The organism is Fusicatenibacter sp., assembly GCF_050872605.1.
Classification (GTDB): Bacteria; Bacillota; Clostridia; order Lachnospirales; family Lachnospiraceae; genus Fusicatenibacter.
In genome coordinates this window covers 61,006-77,353 of sequence record NZ_JBNMHD010000005.1, presented here as the reverse complement: position 1 = coordinate 77,353, position 16,348 = coordinate 61,006, and the positions used below count along the sequence as shown (strand labels likewise).

14 protein-coding genes are annotated in these 16,348 nt (G+C 49.9%); 12 read left to right on the top strand and 2 right to left on the bottom strand.

What is annotated here, in order from left to right:
- Positions 1–39 precede the first annotated feature (39 nt).
- The 5 genes from ACY2VT_RS03065 (at position 40) to ACY2VT_RS03045 (ending at position 7,118) form a co-directional block, all read left to right on the top strand.
- On the top strand, positions 40–219 hold the full coding sequence (locus ACY2VT_RS03065) for a hypothetical protein (RefSeq protein WP_461878309.1): 180 nt from the start codon (positions 40–42) through the stop codon (positions 217–219).
- 410 nt (positions 220–629) lie between these two features.
- Positions 630–1,130, top strand: a complete 501-nt coding sequence (locus tag ACY2VT_RS03060; RefSeq protein ID WP_055217787.1) for a TRAP transporter small permease — start codon at positions 630–632, stop codon at positions 1,128–1,130.
- Positions 1,127–4,501, top strand: a complete 3,375-nt coding sequence (locus ACY2VT_RS03055; protein ID WP_461878835.1) for a TRAP transporter large permease subunit — start codon at positions 1,127–1,129, stop codon at positions 4,499–4,501. Before ACY2VT_RS03060 ends, ACY2VT_RS03055 begins: the two co-directional genes overlap by 4 nt.
- A 130-nt stretch (positions 4,502–4,631) precedes the next feature.
- Complete coding sequence (locus tag ACY2VT_RS03050) at positions 4,632–6,026, top strand: hypothetical protein (RefSeq protein ID WP_461878834.1); 1,395 nt, start codon at positions 4,632–4,634, stop codon at positions 6,024–6,026.
- 90 nt (positions 6,027–6,116) lie between these two features.
- Complete coding sequence (locus ACY2VT_RS03045) at positions 6,117–7,118, top strand: peptidase U32 family protein (RefSeq protein WP_461878833.1); 1,002 nt, start codon at positions 6,117–6,119, stop codon at positions 7,116–7,118.
- On the opposite strand, the gene ACY2VT_RS03040 is transcribed toward ACY2VT_RS03045, so the two are convergent.
- A complete protein-coding gene (locus ACY2VT_RS03040; protein ID WP_461878832.1) occupies positions 7,115–7,813 on the bottom strand; it encodes a Crp/Fnr family transcriptional regulator in 699 nt (232 codons plus the stop codon). The two genes, ACY2VT_RS03045 and ACY2VT_RS03040, sit on opposite strands and share 4 nt — an antisense overlap.
- 269 nt (positions 7,814–8,082) lie before the next feature.
- Between ACY2VT_RS03040 and ACY2VT_RS03035 the strand changes: the two genes are divergently transcribed.
- The 7 genes from ACY2VT_RS03035 to ACY2VT_RS03005 all read left to right on the top strand — a co-directional run bounded on the left by ACY2VT_RS03035 (position 8,083) and on the right by ACY2VT_RS03005 (position 15,483).
- Positions 8,083–8,931 carry a DUF3100 domain-containing protein gene (locus tag ACY2VT_RS03035; RefSeq protein ID WP_461878831.1) on the top strand — a complete coding sequence of 283 codons (849 nt, stop codon included), beginning with the start codon at positions 8,083–8,085 and terminating at the stop codon, positions 8,929–8,931.
- Positions 8,932–8,934: 3 nt separating this feature from the next.
- Entirely contained in the window at positions 8,935–9,381 is a 447-nt protein-coding gene (locus ACY2VT_RS03030) for a hypothetical protein (RefSeq protein ID WP_461878830.1), read from the top strand.
- Between the two features lie 95 nt (positions 9,382–9,476).
- Positions 9,477–10,799: an amidohydrolase family protein gene (locus tag ACY2VT_RS03025; RefSeq protein WP_461878829.1), complete on the top strand. Its 1,323-nt coding sequence runs from the start codon at positions 9,477–9,479 to the stop codon at positions 10,797–10,799.
- A 75-nt stretch (positions 10,800–10,874) separates the two neighbouring features.
- Positions 10,875–11,621 (top strand): sulfite exporter TauE/SafE family protein, encoded by a 747-nt coding sequence (locus ACY2VT_RS03020; protein ID WP_461878828.1) that lies wholly within the window; start codon positions 10,875–10,877, stop codon positions 11,619–11,621.
- A gap of 129 nt (positions 11,622–11,750) precedes the next feature.
- Positions 11,751–11,963, top strand: coding sequence for a FeoA domain-containing protein (locus tag ACY2VT_RS03015; protein WP_173859865.1), 213 nt, complete (start codon positions 11,751–11,753; stop codon positions 11,961–11,963).
- A gap of 157 nt (positions 11,964–12,120) precedes the next feature.
- Positions 12,121–13,350: an MYG1 family protein gene (locus ACY2VT_RS03010; protein WP_461878827.1), complete on the top strand. Its 1,230-nt coding sequence runs from the start codon at positions 12,121–12,123 to the stop codon at positions 13,348–13,350.
- A gap of 258 nt (positions 13,351–13,608) precedes the next feature.
- Positions 13,609–15,483: a phage tail tip lysozyme gene (locus tag ACY2VT_RS03005; protein WP_461878826.1), complete on the top strand. Its 1,875-nt coding sequence runs from the start codon at positions 13,609–13,611 to the stop codon at positions 15,481–15,483.
- Positions 15,484–15,558: 75 nt separating this feature from the next.
- Here the strand turns inward: ACY2VT_RS03005 and ACY2VT_RS03000 are convergent, their stop codons facing one another.
- Complete coding sequence (locus ACY2VT_RS03000) at positions 15,559–16,218, bottom strand: HAD family hydrolase (protein ID WP_461878825.1); 660 nt, start codon at positions 16,216–16,218, stop codon at positions 15,559–15,561.
- Positions 16,219–16,348 lie beyond the last annotated feature (130 nt).

Below are 16,348 nucleotides of genomic sequence, written 5' to 3'. Positions count from 1 at the left end.
TTCATAGTTGCTGTTCCTCTTTTCTGGGTAGTAAAAATCATGGCAGAATGCCGAGAAAAAAGACCCGTCGCATCGGATCTTATCTGTCTGTTATTTTATCGTATCTGTGGGAAAATAGCAAGGAAAAAAGGTGCTGCAATCGAAGCAGAACAGCAAACCGAAAATTTTACGGTTTTTCAAAATTATAACAAAATTTCAGAACCAATTCTTGACAAATAACAAAAATCGCGCTAAAATTACAGCCATCGTGTAAGATAAATTCTGGGAAGAGAAAAAGTAAATGCGGAAAAAGCGTTTGCAGAGAGCTGTCGGAGAAGGTGCGAGACAGCAGCGTGTCCGGATTGAACATCATCTCGGAGAAGGGAAGCCCAAAGAACTGTTTTTATTTAAGATAAAGACAGGATTCCAGTAGGTTTTCACGGGAGTTTCCCGTTACAGAAACCGCGTATGCTTGTGCGTTGTATTCGTACTTGTTTCAAAGGAGAGACAAGGGTGGTTTGCGGAAAAAATATGGTCCGTCCCTGGTTATCGTGGGGCGGCTTTTTTTATGCAGAAACACCGGTAATACAACCTGGCAAGAAACAAATCCTGCTGCAAAACACGCGCAGACAGGAAAAGGGAGGAAACGTATGAAAGTGTACAAAAAAATCATGAACGGCGTGGCATTTGTCGAGAAATTGATTCTTGTGCTGTCCACGATCCTGATTGTTGTGCTTACGGTCGGAAATGTCCTGTCCCGTAAGATTCTGCATCAATCCTGGTCATTTACCGAGGAACTCGTTGTTGCGGTATTTGTCCTGATTACACTTCTCGCTGCAGCGCTCGCTGCCCGTGACGGAGAGCTGGTCAATCTTTCTTTACTGCCGGACCGTCTTTCAGAAAAAGCGAGAAGAATTCTGCTGGTGGTCAACACGGCTTTCAGTGTTGCATTTACCGCAGTCCTGTTTAAATACGGCATGGACAAGGTTCTGACCCAGTTAGCCAACGGAAAGAGAACCTTCGTGCTGAACTGGCCGGAATGGATTTTCTGGTCCTTCGTACCGATCGGAGCCGCCTGCATGACGCTCCACATGATCGAGTATCTGATTGATACCTTTGTAAAAGCGAAAGAGGAGGGAGAAGAAAAATGATCAGTGCAATTCTTTTTATTTCATTCTTTATTTTCCTGATCCTTGGTATTCCGATCGGCATCTGCCTCGGTTTATCCTCGATCTGCGCAATTTTGTATTCCGGCACATCTCTGACGATCGTTGCCACCAACATGTATTCCGGCATCAGCAAATTCCTGCTGCTTGCTATTCCGTTCTTTGTCCTGTCCGGAAACATCATGGCAAAAGCGGGTATCTCCAAGCGGCTGATCCGTTTCGTTGATACGTGTGTCGGCCACAAAAAGGGCGGTATCGCCATCGTGTGCGTTATCGTTGCCTGCTTCTTCGGCGCCATTTCCGGTTCCGGTCCAGCTACCGTTGCAGCTCTTGGTATGGTTCTGATTCCTGCCATGATCGAGCGCGGCGGCTTCTCCGCACCGTTTGCCACAGCGCTGATGGCGACATCGAGTTCGATCGCAATCGTCATTCCGCCGAGTATCGCATTCGTTGTTTACGCATCCATCACCGGCGTATCCATTGCAGATATGTTCACCGCAGGTATCGTTCCTGGTATCCTGATGGGTGTTGCTCTTGTAATCGTTGTTCTTCTTGCGGCAAAGAAACACAACATTCAGCCGACGCAGAAGAAGGCAACGGCAAAAGAGAGATGGGATGCCTTCAAAGATGCATTCTGGGGATTCCTGATGCCGGTTATCATCCTTGGCGGTATCTACGGAAGTATTTTCACTCCGACCGAGGCAGCAGCCGTTTCTGTTGTGTACGGTCTGTTCGTCGGAATCTTTATCTACAAAGAAATCAAAATCAAAGACCTGTGGGATTTGATGGTAGACTCCGCGAAGACCACCGGCGGCATCATGCTGATCGTAGCAAGTGCTTCCCTGTTCTCGTTTGTCTGCACCAAATTCGGTATCGCGCAGGCAGCTTCCGATCTGCTCGGAAGTGTTGCACATAATCAGTTTACATTCCTGCTGATCGTCAACATTATTTTCCTGATCGCAGGATGCTTTATAGATGCAAACTCCGCCATGTACATCTTCATTCCGATCATGCTTCCGGTCTGCAAGGCACTTGGCTATGATGTCGTTGCATTCGGTATTGTGGCAACGGTCAACCTGGCCATCGGACAGGTAACTCCGCCGGTCGGCGTCAACCTGTTTGTTGCTATTTCTGTCAAACTGAAAAAAGGAATGGAAGTTACGATCCAGCAGATCTCGAAGGCCGTTATGCCGATGATTGCTGCATCCGTTGCTGTACTTCTGCTGATCACCTACGTTCCGCAGATTTCCACGTTCCTTCCGAAAGCTCTCGCAGGAAAAGATGGTTCTTACAGCGGTACGGTAGCTGCTGCCACGAATTCCGATGCGTCTGGAGATGACAGCCAGACCAGTACCAGCGGGGATAATGGAAACAGCGAAGATTACAATGATATCGCAGATTACAGCGATCTTGACTGGCCGGAGCAGACATGGAACTTCACCTGCTCGACCACCGAAACCAGTACCTGGGCAGAGGGCGGACGCAAGTTCGGCGAGCTCATGGAAAAAGCAACCGGCGGAAAGATCAAAGTCAACGTTTACGCCGCAGACCAGCTGACCAACGGAAATCAGTCCGAGGGTATCCAGGCGCTGATGAACGGAGATCCGGTACAGATTTCCATGCACAGCAACCTGATCTACTCTGCCTTTGACCCGAGATTCAACGTTGTTTCCCTTCCGTTCCTGTTCGACTCTGTAGAGGATGCGGATGCAAAACTCGACGGCGAGGCCGGTGAGAAATTAAAAGAGATCCTTTCCGAGTATAACCTGCACTGCATGGGAATCGCGGAGAATGGTTTCCGTCAGCTGACGAACAGCAAGCAGGAAGTAACATCTGTCGATGACATGAAGAACCTGAAAATCCGTGTGGCAGGAAGCAACCTTTTAATGGAATGCTACAAACGCTGGGGTGCTGACGCGACCAATATGAACTGGTCCGAGACATACACCGCGCTGCAGCAGAAGACCGTTGAGGGACAGGAGAATCCGCTTCCGGCAATCGACGCAGCAAGTGTACAGGAAGTACAGCCGTACTGCTCGATGTGGAATGCAATTTACGACTGCCTGTTCTTCTGTATCAACGGAGATATTTACAATTCTCTGACACCGGAACAGCAGAAGGTTGTCGATGAGGCAGGCCAGAAGGCTGTGGATTACGAGCGTGCGATCAACCGCGCCGGTGACGATGAGATCATGGACCGCTGGCAGAATGAGAACGGTGTCAAGATCACCAAATATGAGGATATGGATATTGATTCTTTCAAACAGGCAGTTGACGGTGTGGATGAATGGTATCAGAGCGAACTGGAGAGCCAGGGCTATGAAGATGCCAAGGATCTGATTGAAACCTTTACGAAGGAAGGTACTTCTTCTGCATCGAAGTATGACGTAGAAGACAGAAGCGACCTTGACTGGCCGGAGCAGACATGGAACTTTACCTGCTCGACCACCGAGACCAGTACCTGGGCAGAGGGCGGACGCAAGTTCGGTGAGCTCATGGAAAAAGCGACCGGCGGCAAAATCAAAGTTAATGTTTACGCTGCAGACCAGCTGACCAACGGAAACCAGTCCGAAGGTATTCAGGCGCTGATCGACGGCGATCCGGTACAGATCTCGATGCACAGCAACCTGATCTACTCTGCCTTTGACCCGAGATTCAACGTGGTATCTCTTCCGTTCCTGTTTGACTCCGTAGAAGATGCGGATGCAAAACTCGACGGTGAGGCTGGTGAAAAATTAAAAGAGATCCTCGACGAGTACGGCCTGCACTGCATGGGAATCGCGGAGAACGGTTTCCGTCAGCTGACGAACAGCAAGCAGGAAGTAACATCTGTCGATGATATCAAGAATCTGAAAATCCGTGTGGCAGGAAGCAACCTGCTGATGGAATGCTATAAACGCTGGGGCGCTGATGCGACCAACATGAACTGGTCCGAGACATATACTGCATTGCAGCAGAAGACCGTTGAGGGACAGGAGAATCCGCTTCCGGCAATCGATGCAGCCAGTGTACAGGAAGTACAGCCGTACTGCTCCATGTGGAATGCGATCTACGACTGCCTGTTCTTCTGCATCAACGGCGATATCTACGACAGCATGACACCGGAGCAGCAGGAAGTGATCGATGAGTGCGGCCGCCTCGCAACCGAGTACGAGCGCGAGATCAACCGCGCCGGCGACGACGAAATCATGGACCGCTGGCAGAACGAGAACGGCGTAAGCATCACAAGCTACGATGATATGGACATTGATTCCTTCAAAGAAGCGGTGGACGGCGTAGACGAGTGGTACCAGAGCGAACTCGAAAGCCAGGGATATGAGGACGCGAAAGATCTGATTGATACCTTTACAAAATAAGAATAAGCAAAGCGGAAAATCCATCCGAAAGCCATTGGGGCGCGGGTGGATTTTTTGCTTTTATGGATTGTGTTTTCGCGGGAAAATGCGTATACTGGAGAGAGTTCGAAAAAGGAACGGAGAGAAGTGAATGGAAAACGGAAGGACAGCAAAAGTAGATATCGATGACTGGGCGTTTATCCCGATGATCCCGTTCGGGCTTCTGGCGGGATACTGGGGGACGATGGAAGTGCGGATCACGGCGCTTGCCGAGGAAGGCTTTCAGATCCGCCTTGCGCATCCGGCATCCGAAACGCAGAAACAGGAGATGCTGGAACTGGCGTTTTATAATTATGATACGGCATCTTACCATCGGCTTCTTATCCGTGATGCATGCCTGATGCGGGAGAAACGAGAAGAGTTTTTTACAATTTATACGTTTGCGACAGAATTGGAAGCATACCGCAGAGAGGTGCAGCGCCTTGCAATGCAGTACGGCCGCTATATCCGCTGGAAGACGGAAGGCGATGACGCAGCACTGGCGGAGGAGATGACGGGATATCCGGCAAGGGAGGATGCGCTGCATTTCGAAAGTCTGGAAGAGCAGAAACAGGTGTGGTTTGCGCCGATCCATGAGAATACATTTGAGGAGATCCGGCGCGGAGCCGGGGAAGGAAATCCGCTGGTGAAACCAGAACTGGCACTGGAGATCGACCGCCCCGCATGGTATGAAGAGTATCTGAAACTGGATGCGTCTGCCTTTTTTACGATGTATTTTCGGGAGAATCAGATTGCGCCAGCACTGGATTTTCAGCCGGACCGCCTGTATTTCGGAAATGCCTTCTGTCCGCATCTGTTCCCGTCGGAGCATACCCTGCAGAAGCTGATGGAAAAAGCCCGCCGGGAGCACTTTGCCGTGACGCTGGTGTTTCCTGTTCTGCACGAGAGAAAACGCCAGGAGACCGGACATCTGCTAGAAATGCTGGATCACTGGTGCGGACAGCATCAGGAAACACTGGAAATTGTCGTAAATGACTGGGGAACGGCAGCTCTGGCGGCAGAACGGAAAAATTTTACGGTGAGCCTTGGCATTCTGCTGAACAGACGGAAAAAAGATCCACGCATGAAGTACAAGCAGGGAAATGACGCGCTGTTTCATCAGAACAGCCTGAATGCAGAGTTCTATCAAACGTATTTAAAAGAAAATTTTGGAATCGGGCGGTACGAGTGGGAGAGCTGCAGCTGTCCGCAGACATTTCCATCAGGGGAAAACAGTCTGCATTTCCCCTTTTACCAGACCAATATGTCCCAGCACTGTACGCTGTACGCGGAATGTGTCAATGGAAGCCGGGGCGCACAGTGGCAGGCGGCGGACTGCCCGCGGTACTGTGAACAGCAGGCGTTTCTCTATCCGGAGCATCTGCAGATGGCAGGACGGTACAACTCTCTTTTTGCGCTGGATTCTGCGCTGCTTCAGAATCCGGCGGAAATGGGACGGGCATATGCAGCACATGGAGTGAAACGTTTTGTCCTGAATCTGCTGTAGAAATCTGCTGATGGGAACGAAAAAAGATGCCGCATTTCCAGAGAGAAAGCAGGGAGATTATAAGATAAAACAGGAGGGGAAGACGAAAACATGAAAATTACAGCAGGACTGGGATGTGTGGACGATTATATCCGTTATGTAAAAGCCGGAGCAGACGAGCTTTTCTGCGGTTACGTTCCGTTTTCCTGGACGGAAAAATACGGCACGGTCATGGCGCTGAACCGGAGAGAAGTGCTGAGCTATAATGTACAGATCGGGTCGTACAGTGAGCTGGAAATTTTATCGGAGATGGTTCGCCGTTACCAAAAGCCGGTGCATCTGACCTTCAATTCCCTGTACTATCTCCCGGAACAGTACGCCGAAATTGCCGGAATCATCCAGAAGTGCCGCCGGATCGGCTTTGAGAGCTATATCATTGCGGATCCCGCACTTCTTGTCTATCTGCGGGAGCACGGCATCGACTGTGAGGTGCATCTAAGCGGCGATATGGGAACTGTGAATACAGCGATGACCGATGTTTTTGCAAAGCTTACCCCGAAACGCATCATCTTTCAGCGGAAAAATACGATTGCAGAAATGCAGGAAGTGATTCGCCATATCCGCGCGGAATATCCCATGCAGTCCATTACAGAGTTTGAAGCATTTGCCCTAAATGAAATGTGCCAGTTCAGCGGCGCGTTCTGCAATTCCCTGCACTGCGATGAAATGGGATACCTGTGCCGCGTGCCGTACTGGCAAAGACCGGTCGGGAAAAAAATACCGGAGCCGCCCGTGAAAGGGACAGTTCCGGGAGAAATTATGGCGGAAGAAGAAGGAGAGGACGCATACAACGAGAACGGTTATCTCTGCGGTGAAAGCGGCTGCGGACTCTGTGCGTTAAAGGAGTTATCCGATGCGGGAGTCACGCATTTAAAGCTCGTCGGCCGTGGAAATTACGCTGACTTTATGGAGCGCGACATCCGAAATCTGCGCCGGGCACTCGATATTTTGGAAACATCGAAAAGTGATGAGGAGTATCGAAGAAAGATGAAAACCGAACTCTTTCCGAACGGCTGCGGCCATCTCTGCTATTATCGGAAATCAGCAGATTAATAATTCACATAATGATGAATCGTTTTCCGTGCCAGATGGTACTGCTCCAGCGTCATTGTGATTTTTCCTTTTTTCAGAGAAATTACGCCGTCTTCTTTTAATTTATTGATCGTGCGTCCCAGCGTTTTTACCGTAATGCCGCACTCCTCATACAGCTCCTGCCGCGTCTTCTGGATCACGATTTCTTTTTTCTTCTCAATATCCATCAGCGCCGCCTGCTTTAAGATATAGTCGAGCAGCAGGAAAATCGGCGGATAAAAAAGCCGTGCGCCGCGGTTATAGGAGGAACGGTACAGCTTGTATGCGATTTTATGTGCCACAAGCCGCAGAAGCTGAATATCCTGACTGATCCAGTCCTCGAAATCTTTGCGTGAAAAATAGATGACCGTCGTCTCAGTCAGTGTTTCGATTGTAACCGATGTCTTCTCCATTCCAGCAAGAATCGTCACCTCGCCCACAAAGTCGATCGGCTCGTTTTTCTCAATCATATAGATGTTGCCGTTCTGGAATTCATTGATGACACGGTGCTTGCCCTTTGCGATGATGCCGAATTTCTCGAGTTTATAATCTTTCTGGTGAATAATCGTTCCCGGCGGATAAACCCGGATCGTGTAGCGGTTGTGCAGTTCCTCCGGCATATGTTCAAAATACGGCGCCAGCCCCGGCACCTCTTCGATGAGTTCTTCTAATGTCATGATTTCGCCTCTCCGTTCCTCTAATGTCGCTGTGTTTATGGTGTCAACGGCGTTTCACGGGAAATAACGCCTTTATCTGTGAGTATAGCACAAGTTTTTTGCGTTTTTCAATGATCTGTGTCACAAGTTCGACAAAAAATGATAATTTTATCAAAAACATCCCATTTGTCCTTTTTTCCAGAATGAAAATCCGCTAGAATGCACTTGTTCGCTGAAACGGACGAAAAAAATAAACCAGACGCGAAAGAGCAATGGTGGAGGAGAAAGTTATGGAAAAGTATGCGTATTCATCACTGAAAAGCCGTATTCAGGCTGAGTGGAAGATCTACGTCCTGGCATTTGTGTTCATTCTGATCGCAGATTCCATTGGACAGATCAAAATCCCGCTGGGACCGGGAAACTTCATTTTGTTCCCGATCTTTTATGCACTGATTCTTGGTGTGCTGTCCGGTCCGCAGGTGACCAAAATTGTGAAATCAAAAGAAGTAAAGGCAGCATCCAAACTCGTTATCGTGGCAATCTGTCCGTTTATTGCAAAGCTCGGCATCAATGCGGGCGCAAGCATCGAGACGGTCATTTCCGCAGGTCCGGCACTTCTTCTGCAGGAGTTCGGAAACCTGGGAACCATTCTTCTTGCCATGCCGCTGGCACTTCTGCTTGGATTAAAGCGCGAAGCCATCGGTGCAACACATTCCATTAACCGTGAAACAAACCTTGCTCTTATTACCGATATGTTCGGACCGGATTCACCGGAAGCGCGCGGCAGCCTTTCCATCTACGTGGTCGGCGGTATGGTCGGCACCATCTACTTTGGATTTATGGTTTCCGTGATTGCAATGCTGAACATTTTCCATCCTTATGCCCTCGGTATGGCATCCGGTGTCGGAGCCGGCATCATGATGGCGAGCGCAACTGCTTCGCTGACCGAGATCTATCCGGCAATGGCAGACCAGATTTCTGCGCTGGCGAGTGCGAGTGAGACGATCTCCGGCATCGACGGAATCTATATGGCCATCTTCGTCGGCATCCCGCTCTGCAACTTCCTGTATCGGAAACTGGAACCGACACTTGGAAAATTTGCAGACAACAGAGCCGCAAAAAAGAAAGGGGAAGCATAAGCGATGAGATACATTGAATGGGGATTCTTATTTTTACTGTCCGGCCTTGGCATCGGACTTGCCAATCTGGTAGGCTTTCAGGTAGGATTTATGGACTCGCTTCCGGGAATTTTAATTCTGCTTGCCATTTCCTGCGTCGGCGTTGTCTGCAGCAAACTGATTCCGCTGAAGCTTCCGATCGTAGCGTACGTTTCGATCCTCGGCCTGCTTGCCGCATCACCGATTTCTCCGGCGAGACAGTTCGTGATTGATGCCGTCGGCAAAATTAACTTCACAGCTCCGCTGACCATGGTAGGCGCATATGCCGGAATTTCCATCGGCGATCAGGTGAAGACCTTCGCAAAACAGGGATGGAAAATGATTCTGATCGGTGTCTTCGTTATGACGGGAACCTTTATCGGTTCCGCTGTGATTGCACAGGTTGTCATGATGCTGACAGGAACCATTTAAACATTACGCAAAAAAACGGAGCCCGGCTCTTCCCAAACATAAAAACGGGATGAGCCCGGCTCCTGCTGTCATATTGAAAAGAAAGGGAACCAGTTATGAAAAAACTGATCGTAACGAATACCGCAGTCTTTCTGCCGGACATGACGATTGCGAAAGGCCAGACGCTTGAGACAGAGAACGGGATCATTTCCGCCATCCGCCCCTATCAGGCGGGGGAAGAAAACACATTTTTCCAGGATGGGGAAGCCGAACTGATCGACGGAACCGGAAAGCTTCTGATGCCGGGCCTCTGCGACAGCCATATGCACACAGGTCAGCAGCTTTTAAAGGGACAGATCCTTGATGCCCTTCCGATGATCTGGACGCGGATCATGCTGCCGTTTGAGAGCACACTGACCCCGGAAAAGATGGAGCTCAGCGCCGAACTCGCCGCGCTCGAGATGATCAAATCTGGAACGACAGCATTTGTGGACGCAGGAAGCTACTTTATGGAGAGCGCGGCAGACGTCTATCTGCAGTCCGGGCTCCGCGGTCTGTTATCTGCTTCCACGATGGATGATGCATCGCTGCCGGATTCCATCCGCCACACCGCAGACCAGGCGGTCGCGCAGACGGATGCATTGTATGACGCTTACAACGGAAAAGGAAATTTAAAAGTCGCTTATTCGCTCCGCTCCCTGATCAGCTGCACCGAAGAGCTGATTTTAAAAGCGGCCGATCACGCGAAAGAGCGCGGTGCCCTGCTTCAGGCGCATATGAACGAATATCCGAATGAGATCAATTTCTTTCTGCAGCGCCAGCAGATGCGCCCGATCGAGTACCTGGCGAAGCTTGGCGTGCTGGATGAGCATTTTCTGGCGGCACACTGCATTCTGCTTTCGGAAAATGAGAAGGATCTGCTGAAAGAATACGATGTGAAAACGTGCCACTGCCCGTTCAGCAACTGCGGAAAAGGCGTACCGGATACACCGGCTCTGCTGCAGCGCGGCATCACTGTCAGCCTTGGAACAGACGGCGCGGCGCATGGCGGCTTAAGTCTCTGGAATGAAATGAAGATTTTCCGCTCCGTGATGAATGTCGGACGCGGTGTCGGCATCAGCGAGGCGGCTGTTATGCCGGCGGCGAAGATCATCCGCATGGCGACACAGGGCGGATACGACTATCTGCAGGAGAACGGCGGAAGCATTGCTGTTGGAAAAGAGGCGGATTTTATCACCATTTCGCTTCGCCAGCCGCACCTGTACCCGACCGGAAATCTTGTCAACACACTTCTGGAGTGCGTGACTGCTTCGGATGTGTGTGACAGTATTGTAAATGGAAAGATTTTGATGAAAGACCGTGTGGTGCAGACGCTGGATGAGGCGCAGATTATGGAAAAGGCAGAGCGGTATTTCGCCTCCGAGACGGCTTTTGTTTAAAGAAAAAGCAGGATAACTTTGGACAACGAAAAAGGAGTGTTCTGTATCCTGAAAAAATAAAGGAGAATATGATTTATGGTGAATTTGATTCTGATGATCCTTCTGAATCTCGTGGTCGGCGGATGTATCGGTCTGACAGGCATTGCGGGATTTCTGCTTCCGATGTTTTACACCGGATTCCTCGACATGCCGTCGTCCGCGTCCCTGGCGCTCAGCTTTGCGGCATTTCTGATTTCGGGTATTCTGGGATCGGTGAATTACTATAAGAGCGGAAACCTCGATCTGAAAACGGCGGGCGTGCTCTCAGCAGGAAGTTTTGTCGGCGCGCTGGCCGGTGTCAAGATCAATCTTCTGATCCCGGCGGACACGATGAAGATTATTTTATATCTCGTCGTGCTGCTCTCCGGAATCTCCATTCTGCTGCGGAAGGACAAGCCGGGAAATACAGAGAAAAAAGCGGTCCAGAGCGTTCCGTTTTATCTGGTGCTCGGTGCCGTAACGGGTGCCGTCTGTGCGGCTTCCGGCGCCGGCGGTCCGGTGCTTGTAATGCCGATTCTGACACTGCTCGGCATCCCGGCGCACACTGCAGTCGGTATTTCCCTGTTTGATTCTATTTTCATCGCAGTACCATCTGCGGCAGGCTACCTGATTGCTGCGGCCGGAAACAAAGAAGTTTTCCTGCTTCTGCCCGTCCTGCTGATTGCACACGGCATCGGTGTCTTTGCGGGAAGCAAAAATGCAACAAAAATCAATCAGACTCTGCTGAAACGGATCGTGGCCGTCGCTTCGATTGCGATTGCGTGCATCAAGCTGTTTCTGTAAGTTTTGGTATACCTGTAAAAATCGGCGTTTTGCACACAAACTTTAGTTAGAAACGTATCCTAATTGTTCTTATTGACTAAATATTCCCTTTAGGAATACAATATAGAAAAGACAAAAGGGAGGGATACCATGCAGGCACTTTCAAAGAAAAAAACCGGTGATATCTGTACCATCAAATGGATGTTTGGAATCCCTGAAATTCTGGATTTTCTGCGGAGCCGCAAAATCGAAGAAGGCAGCACCATACAGGTCATTCAGAAAATGGACGGCGGATTAATCCTCGGGATGGACGGAAAACGAATCGCACTGTGCGATGAAGCGGCAGACCGGATTCAGGTATGAAATCGTGCAGGTCTGACAGATAGAAAACGAGCGGAACCTTGAAAAAGGGGCTGCTCGTTTTGTTATAGTTACAGAAATACTTCGCAGAACCGTTGCGGAGCCGCCATGGGATAGGGTAAAATAGAACAGATCTTGAGAAAAAGGAAGTTAAAATTTTATGACATTACTAGAACAGATACAAAAAGAAAACGCCGTTGCATTCACACATGGCGGAAAATTTCATGCGGATGATGTGTTTTCTGCCGCACTGCTTCTGCATTTCAACCCGAAGCTTACGATTCAGCGCGGAAACCGTGTACCGGAAGCGTTTGACGGGATTGTTTTTGATATTGGAAGAGGAGAGTATGATCATCACCAGAAAGACAGCCGCATTCGGGAAAATGGAGTGCCGTACGCGGCGTTCGGCCTTCTGTGGGAGGCGCTTGGTACAGAAATCTTAAGTCCCAGGATGGCCGCATGCTTTGATGAGAAGTTTGTGCAGCCGCTCGACAACAATGACAATACCGGTGAAAAGAACGAACTTGCCAGTCTGATCGGCATGTTCAATCCTGCGTGGAATGACAACAGCGGAAGCGATGCGGCTTTCTTTGAGGCCGTAACAATCGCCGGACAGATTTTGAATCACAAATGGGAGCGTTTCCGTGCGGACGAGCGTGCGGAGCAGCAGTTTGTGGAGATACTTACGGGACACCGGGAGCGGATTGCAGCGGAGAAAAAGGCGGGAACCATGGACGAAAAGATTTTGATTCTCTCAGAGTTCTTTCCATGCCAGAAACAGCTCTCCGCGACAGAAATCGCGTTTCTGGTCTTCCCGTCCAACCGCGGCGGTTACTGTGTGCAGCCGGTGCGGAAAGAAAACTCGTCTAATTATAAGTATGAATTTCCGGAAAACTGGCTTGGGCTGGAAAACGAAGCTCTGCAGGAAGCAACGGGTCTTGCGGGTGCATCCTTTTGTCACAAAGGAGGATTCCTTCTTACCACAGAGACACTTGCCGATGCTGTTTCTGCCTGCCGCATCAGCCTTGCAGGAACGCCAAAAGCACCGGTTGTGATCAGCGTCGGCATGGATGCAGAGGAAGAGCTGATCCGTCAGATGCCGGGCATGGAGAACGCCGAGATCGTTCATAAACCGATGCCTGACAGCCCGGAACTGAAGATTGAGGGCAGTTACGCGGAATCAGTGCTTGAAAAGACGGAATGGAAGACATTGCTGCGCGAATACATTTCCGACCTTTTGAAAGAAAAGCCGGAGGCCGTATGTATAGGCGGTGATCTCTTTGCGGCTTATCCGGTCATGCATCAGCTTCGGAAGAAACACATACCGGTTCTGACCGCATCGGAACAGAATGGAAAACGGATTCTGCTCCGTATTCCGTCCGGTTCCTGAAAAAATACAGATAATCGTTCCAAATTTCGCACCTTAAACAGAAAAATTCCTCAATATGTAATTTGTTTCTTTGCATCTGTTGCTGTCTGTGGTACAATATAGAAAATACGTGAAATTTTACCATTTTTATGTTTAACTTCGAAAAAACAGGCCAGAATTTGCAGGAACGATCTTTATCCGGGCGTCCTGTTCCTGAAAAAAATCGAAGAGAACGGCAGGCGGAAATCGACAAACAGCAGAGAGGAGAGCACAACATATATGATTTCAAAGAAAAAATTTGGCACAACAGTAACAGCGTTCGGTGTGGCAGCCGGAATGCTTCTTGGTTCGGCGGCACCGGCTCATGCGGAGGAGACTGTGAAAACGGTGCAGGAAAGACAGAAAGAACAGGAGGAGAAACTGTCCATACAGAGTGAGGCGGAGAACGAAAGCACAGAAGAAACGATTGCTCCGGCTGCGGAAACACCGGCGGAAGAAACGGAAACGCCAGTTCAGGACGAAAACAACGGTTCTACGGAAGAGCCGGAAACACCGGCAGCTCCAGATCCGGCAGAGGATCCATCCCCGACAGAGACGCCGGAGAACCCGGATCCTAGTGAGACACCGGAGCCAACACCATCCGAAACACCGGATGACCCGAATCCGGGTGAAACACCGGAACCAACTGTGACCCCGGAGCCAAGCGAAACACCGACGCCAACCCCGTCTGAGACCCTGGCACCGATCGAAACTCCGGTTCCAACTGAGACCCCAGCACCAACGCCGACCGAAACTCCAAAAAGCGACGAAACACAGGCGGATGACTGGATTCAGACGATTGATTACGGAAAATATATCAGCTCCATGAAAAAAGATCTCCGTGCAGGTTTTGCCCAGATTGATAAAGCATATGCCTATGCGAAGGTAGATACCAAGTTAAACGTCCGCGAGAGCGGTTCCATCAACGCCCGGATCATCGGAACCCTTCCGGCCAAAGCACTCTGCTTTGTCATCACAGATGCAGATCAGGAATGGGTTTACATCGAGTCTGGTGATGTCCGCGGTTTTGTCCGTACGGATTATCTGCAGCAGGGAAAGGAAGCCCTGGAATATGTGACCAGCACCGGAGAAGACCAGATGAAACTGGCAGATCAGGTGATTGATCCATCTGCAAATGAAGCATTTAACTATAAGAAAGAGACTGTATATGAAGTAAAAACTTCAACCGGAAACGGTATCATTACATTTGCAAAACAGTTTGTGGGCAGACCGTATGTCTGGGGCGGAAACTCTCTGACGGACGGCATTGACTGCTCCCACTTTGTATGGCAGATTCTGACCCGCTGCGGCGCATACGATGGTGAATATACAACATCCGATGGCTGGCGCAGTCTTGGAACCGAGGTTACAAGCCTCGATGAAGCGCATGCAGGCGATGTCATCTGCTATAACGGCCATGTCGCACTGTACGACGGCGAGGGAAAAATTGTGGAGGCACTGAACGAAAACGCAGGCATCACCTGCAACCGCCTGGTAGACTGCGACACGATTCTGACGATCCGCCGCTTTGCAGCCGATGATGAAATCGGCGGAACAAACGCCGAAAAGATCTGGAATTACTTCCTGATGCACGGCTTCACAAAAGAAGGAGCCGCAGGAATCATGGGAAATATTGCAAACGAGGCATCTACAGACCTCAATCCGACACTGCTTGAGTATGGCTCCACCAGCCGCACGAGCCTCAGCGGAGAGCAGTACACCAATCTTGTCGATGCCGGAATCATCTCACGAGATGAAGTCATCCGCAGCGCCCGCTTCGGCCTTTACAGCGGCGGAAGATACGGCTACGGTCTCTGCGGATTCACGGATCCGACCATCAAAGAGTATCTGTGCCGCTATACCATCGACCTCGGAAAGAGCCTCGGAAGCCTGTCCGGACAGCTCGACAGTCTGCTCGCTTATCTGAACGATTACAATTCGAATCTTCTGGACCGCCTGAAAAACGCAGAAGATGTCGACACAGCAGCGACATCTTTTATGCGCGAATACGAAAAATGCGCAAATCAGGGTACGCAGCAGAAACTCCGCACAACAGCAGCAGAGCAGATCTACAATGTGATGGAATCGTACGATTCACCGGTGGATGTGGAATAAAAGAACAAAAAATTTATCAATAAGAAAGTGCCTGTCAGGCTGAAAAACACTGACAGGCACTTTCTTTACGATTGATTATTTTTCCTGTGAATCCAGAATAATTTTCCTGCAGTCCAGAAGCGACGGACTCACATGATCACAGATCGGCGCGAGTTCTTCCGTATACGGTGTCAGATCCGGGATCATGCAGGAGACAGCGCCGGAGGCGCGGGCAGCTTTGAGACCGTTGATGCTGTCCTCGGCTACCATGCATTCCGTAATCGGAATCTGCAGAAGAGAAGCAGCTTTTAAGAAAATTTCCGGATCCGGTTTGCTGTTTACGACTTCATCTCCGCAGACGGAGGCATCGATATACCGGTCAATGCCGGACTGCTTCCAGTAGCCTTCGGCAACGCTCCGTGTCGTAGATGTGGCAATAGCAATTTTGATCGAATGCTTTTTCAGCCAGGAAAGAAACTCGTGAAGTCCCGGCTTTTCCGGGACGCCGTTGCGCTGAATATAATCATTCAGATACGCCGAACGGATGGCGCGCCCCTCATCGTACGTCACCTTTCCGTGAAACCATTCCTCAAACAGCTTTCTGCTCCGAAAAAGTGCACTGCCGCGCATCTGTGAGAGATGTTCTTCCGTGAGCGTAAAATTCAGTTCCCGGGCAGCTTTGAGCCAGCCCTCTTTCATTACGATTTCGGTGTCAAACAGGACACCATCCATATCAAATAATACTGCCTTTATCATAAATGCGACCTCCCAGGGAGTAAAAGGAAACAGACGGTTTTCGTTTACTCTGTACTCTGATTTTTTTTAAAACTACCTTCAGTATACGAAAAATCCTGAAAAAAGACAAGTGCATGACTGGATCCAGGAA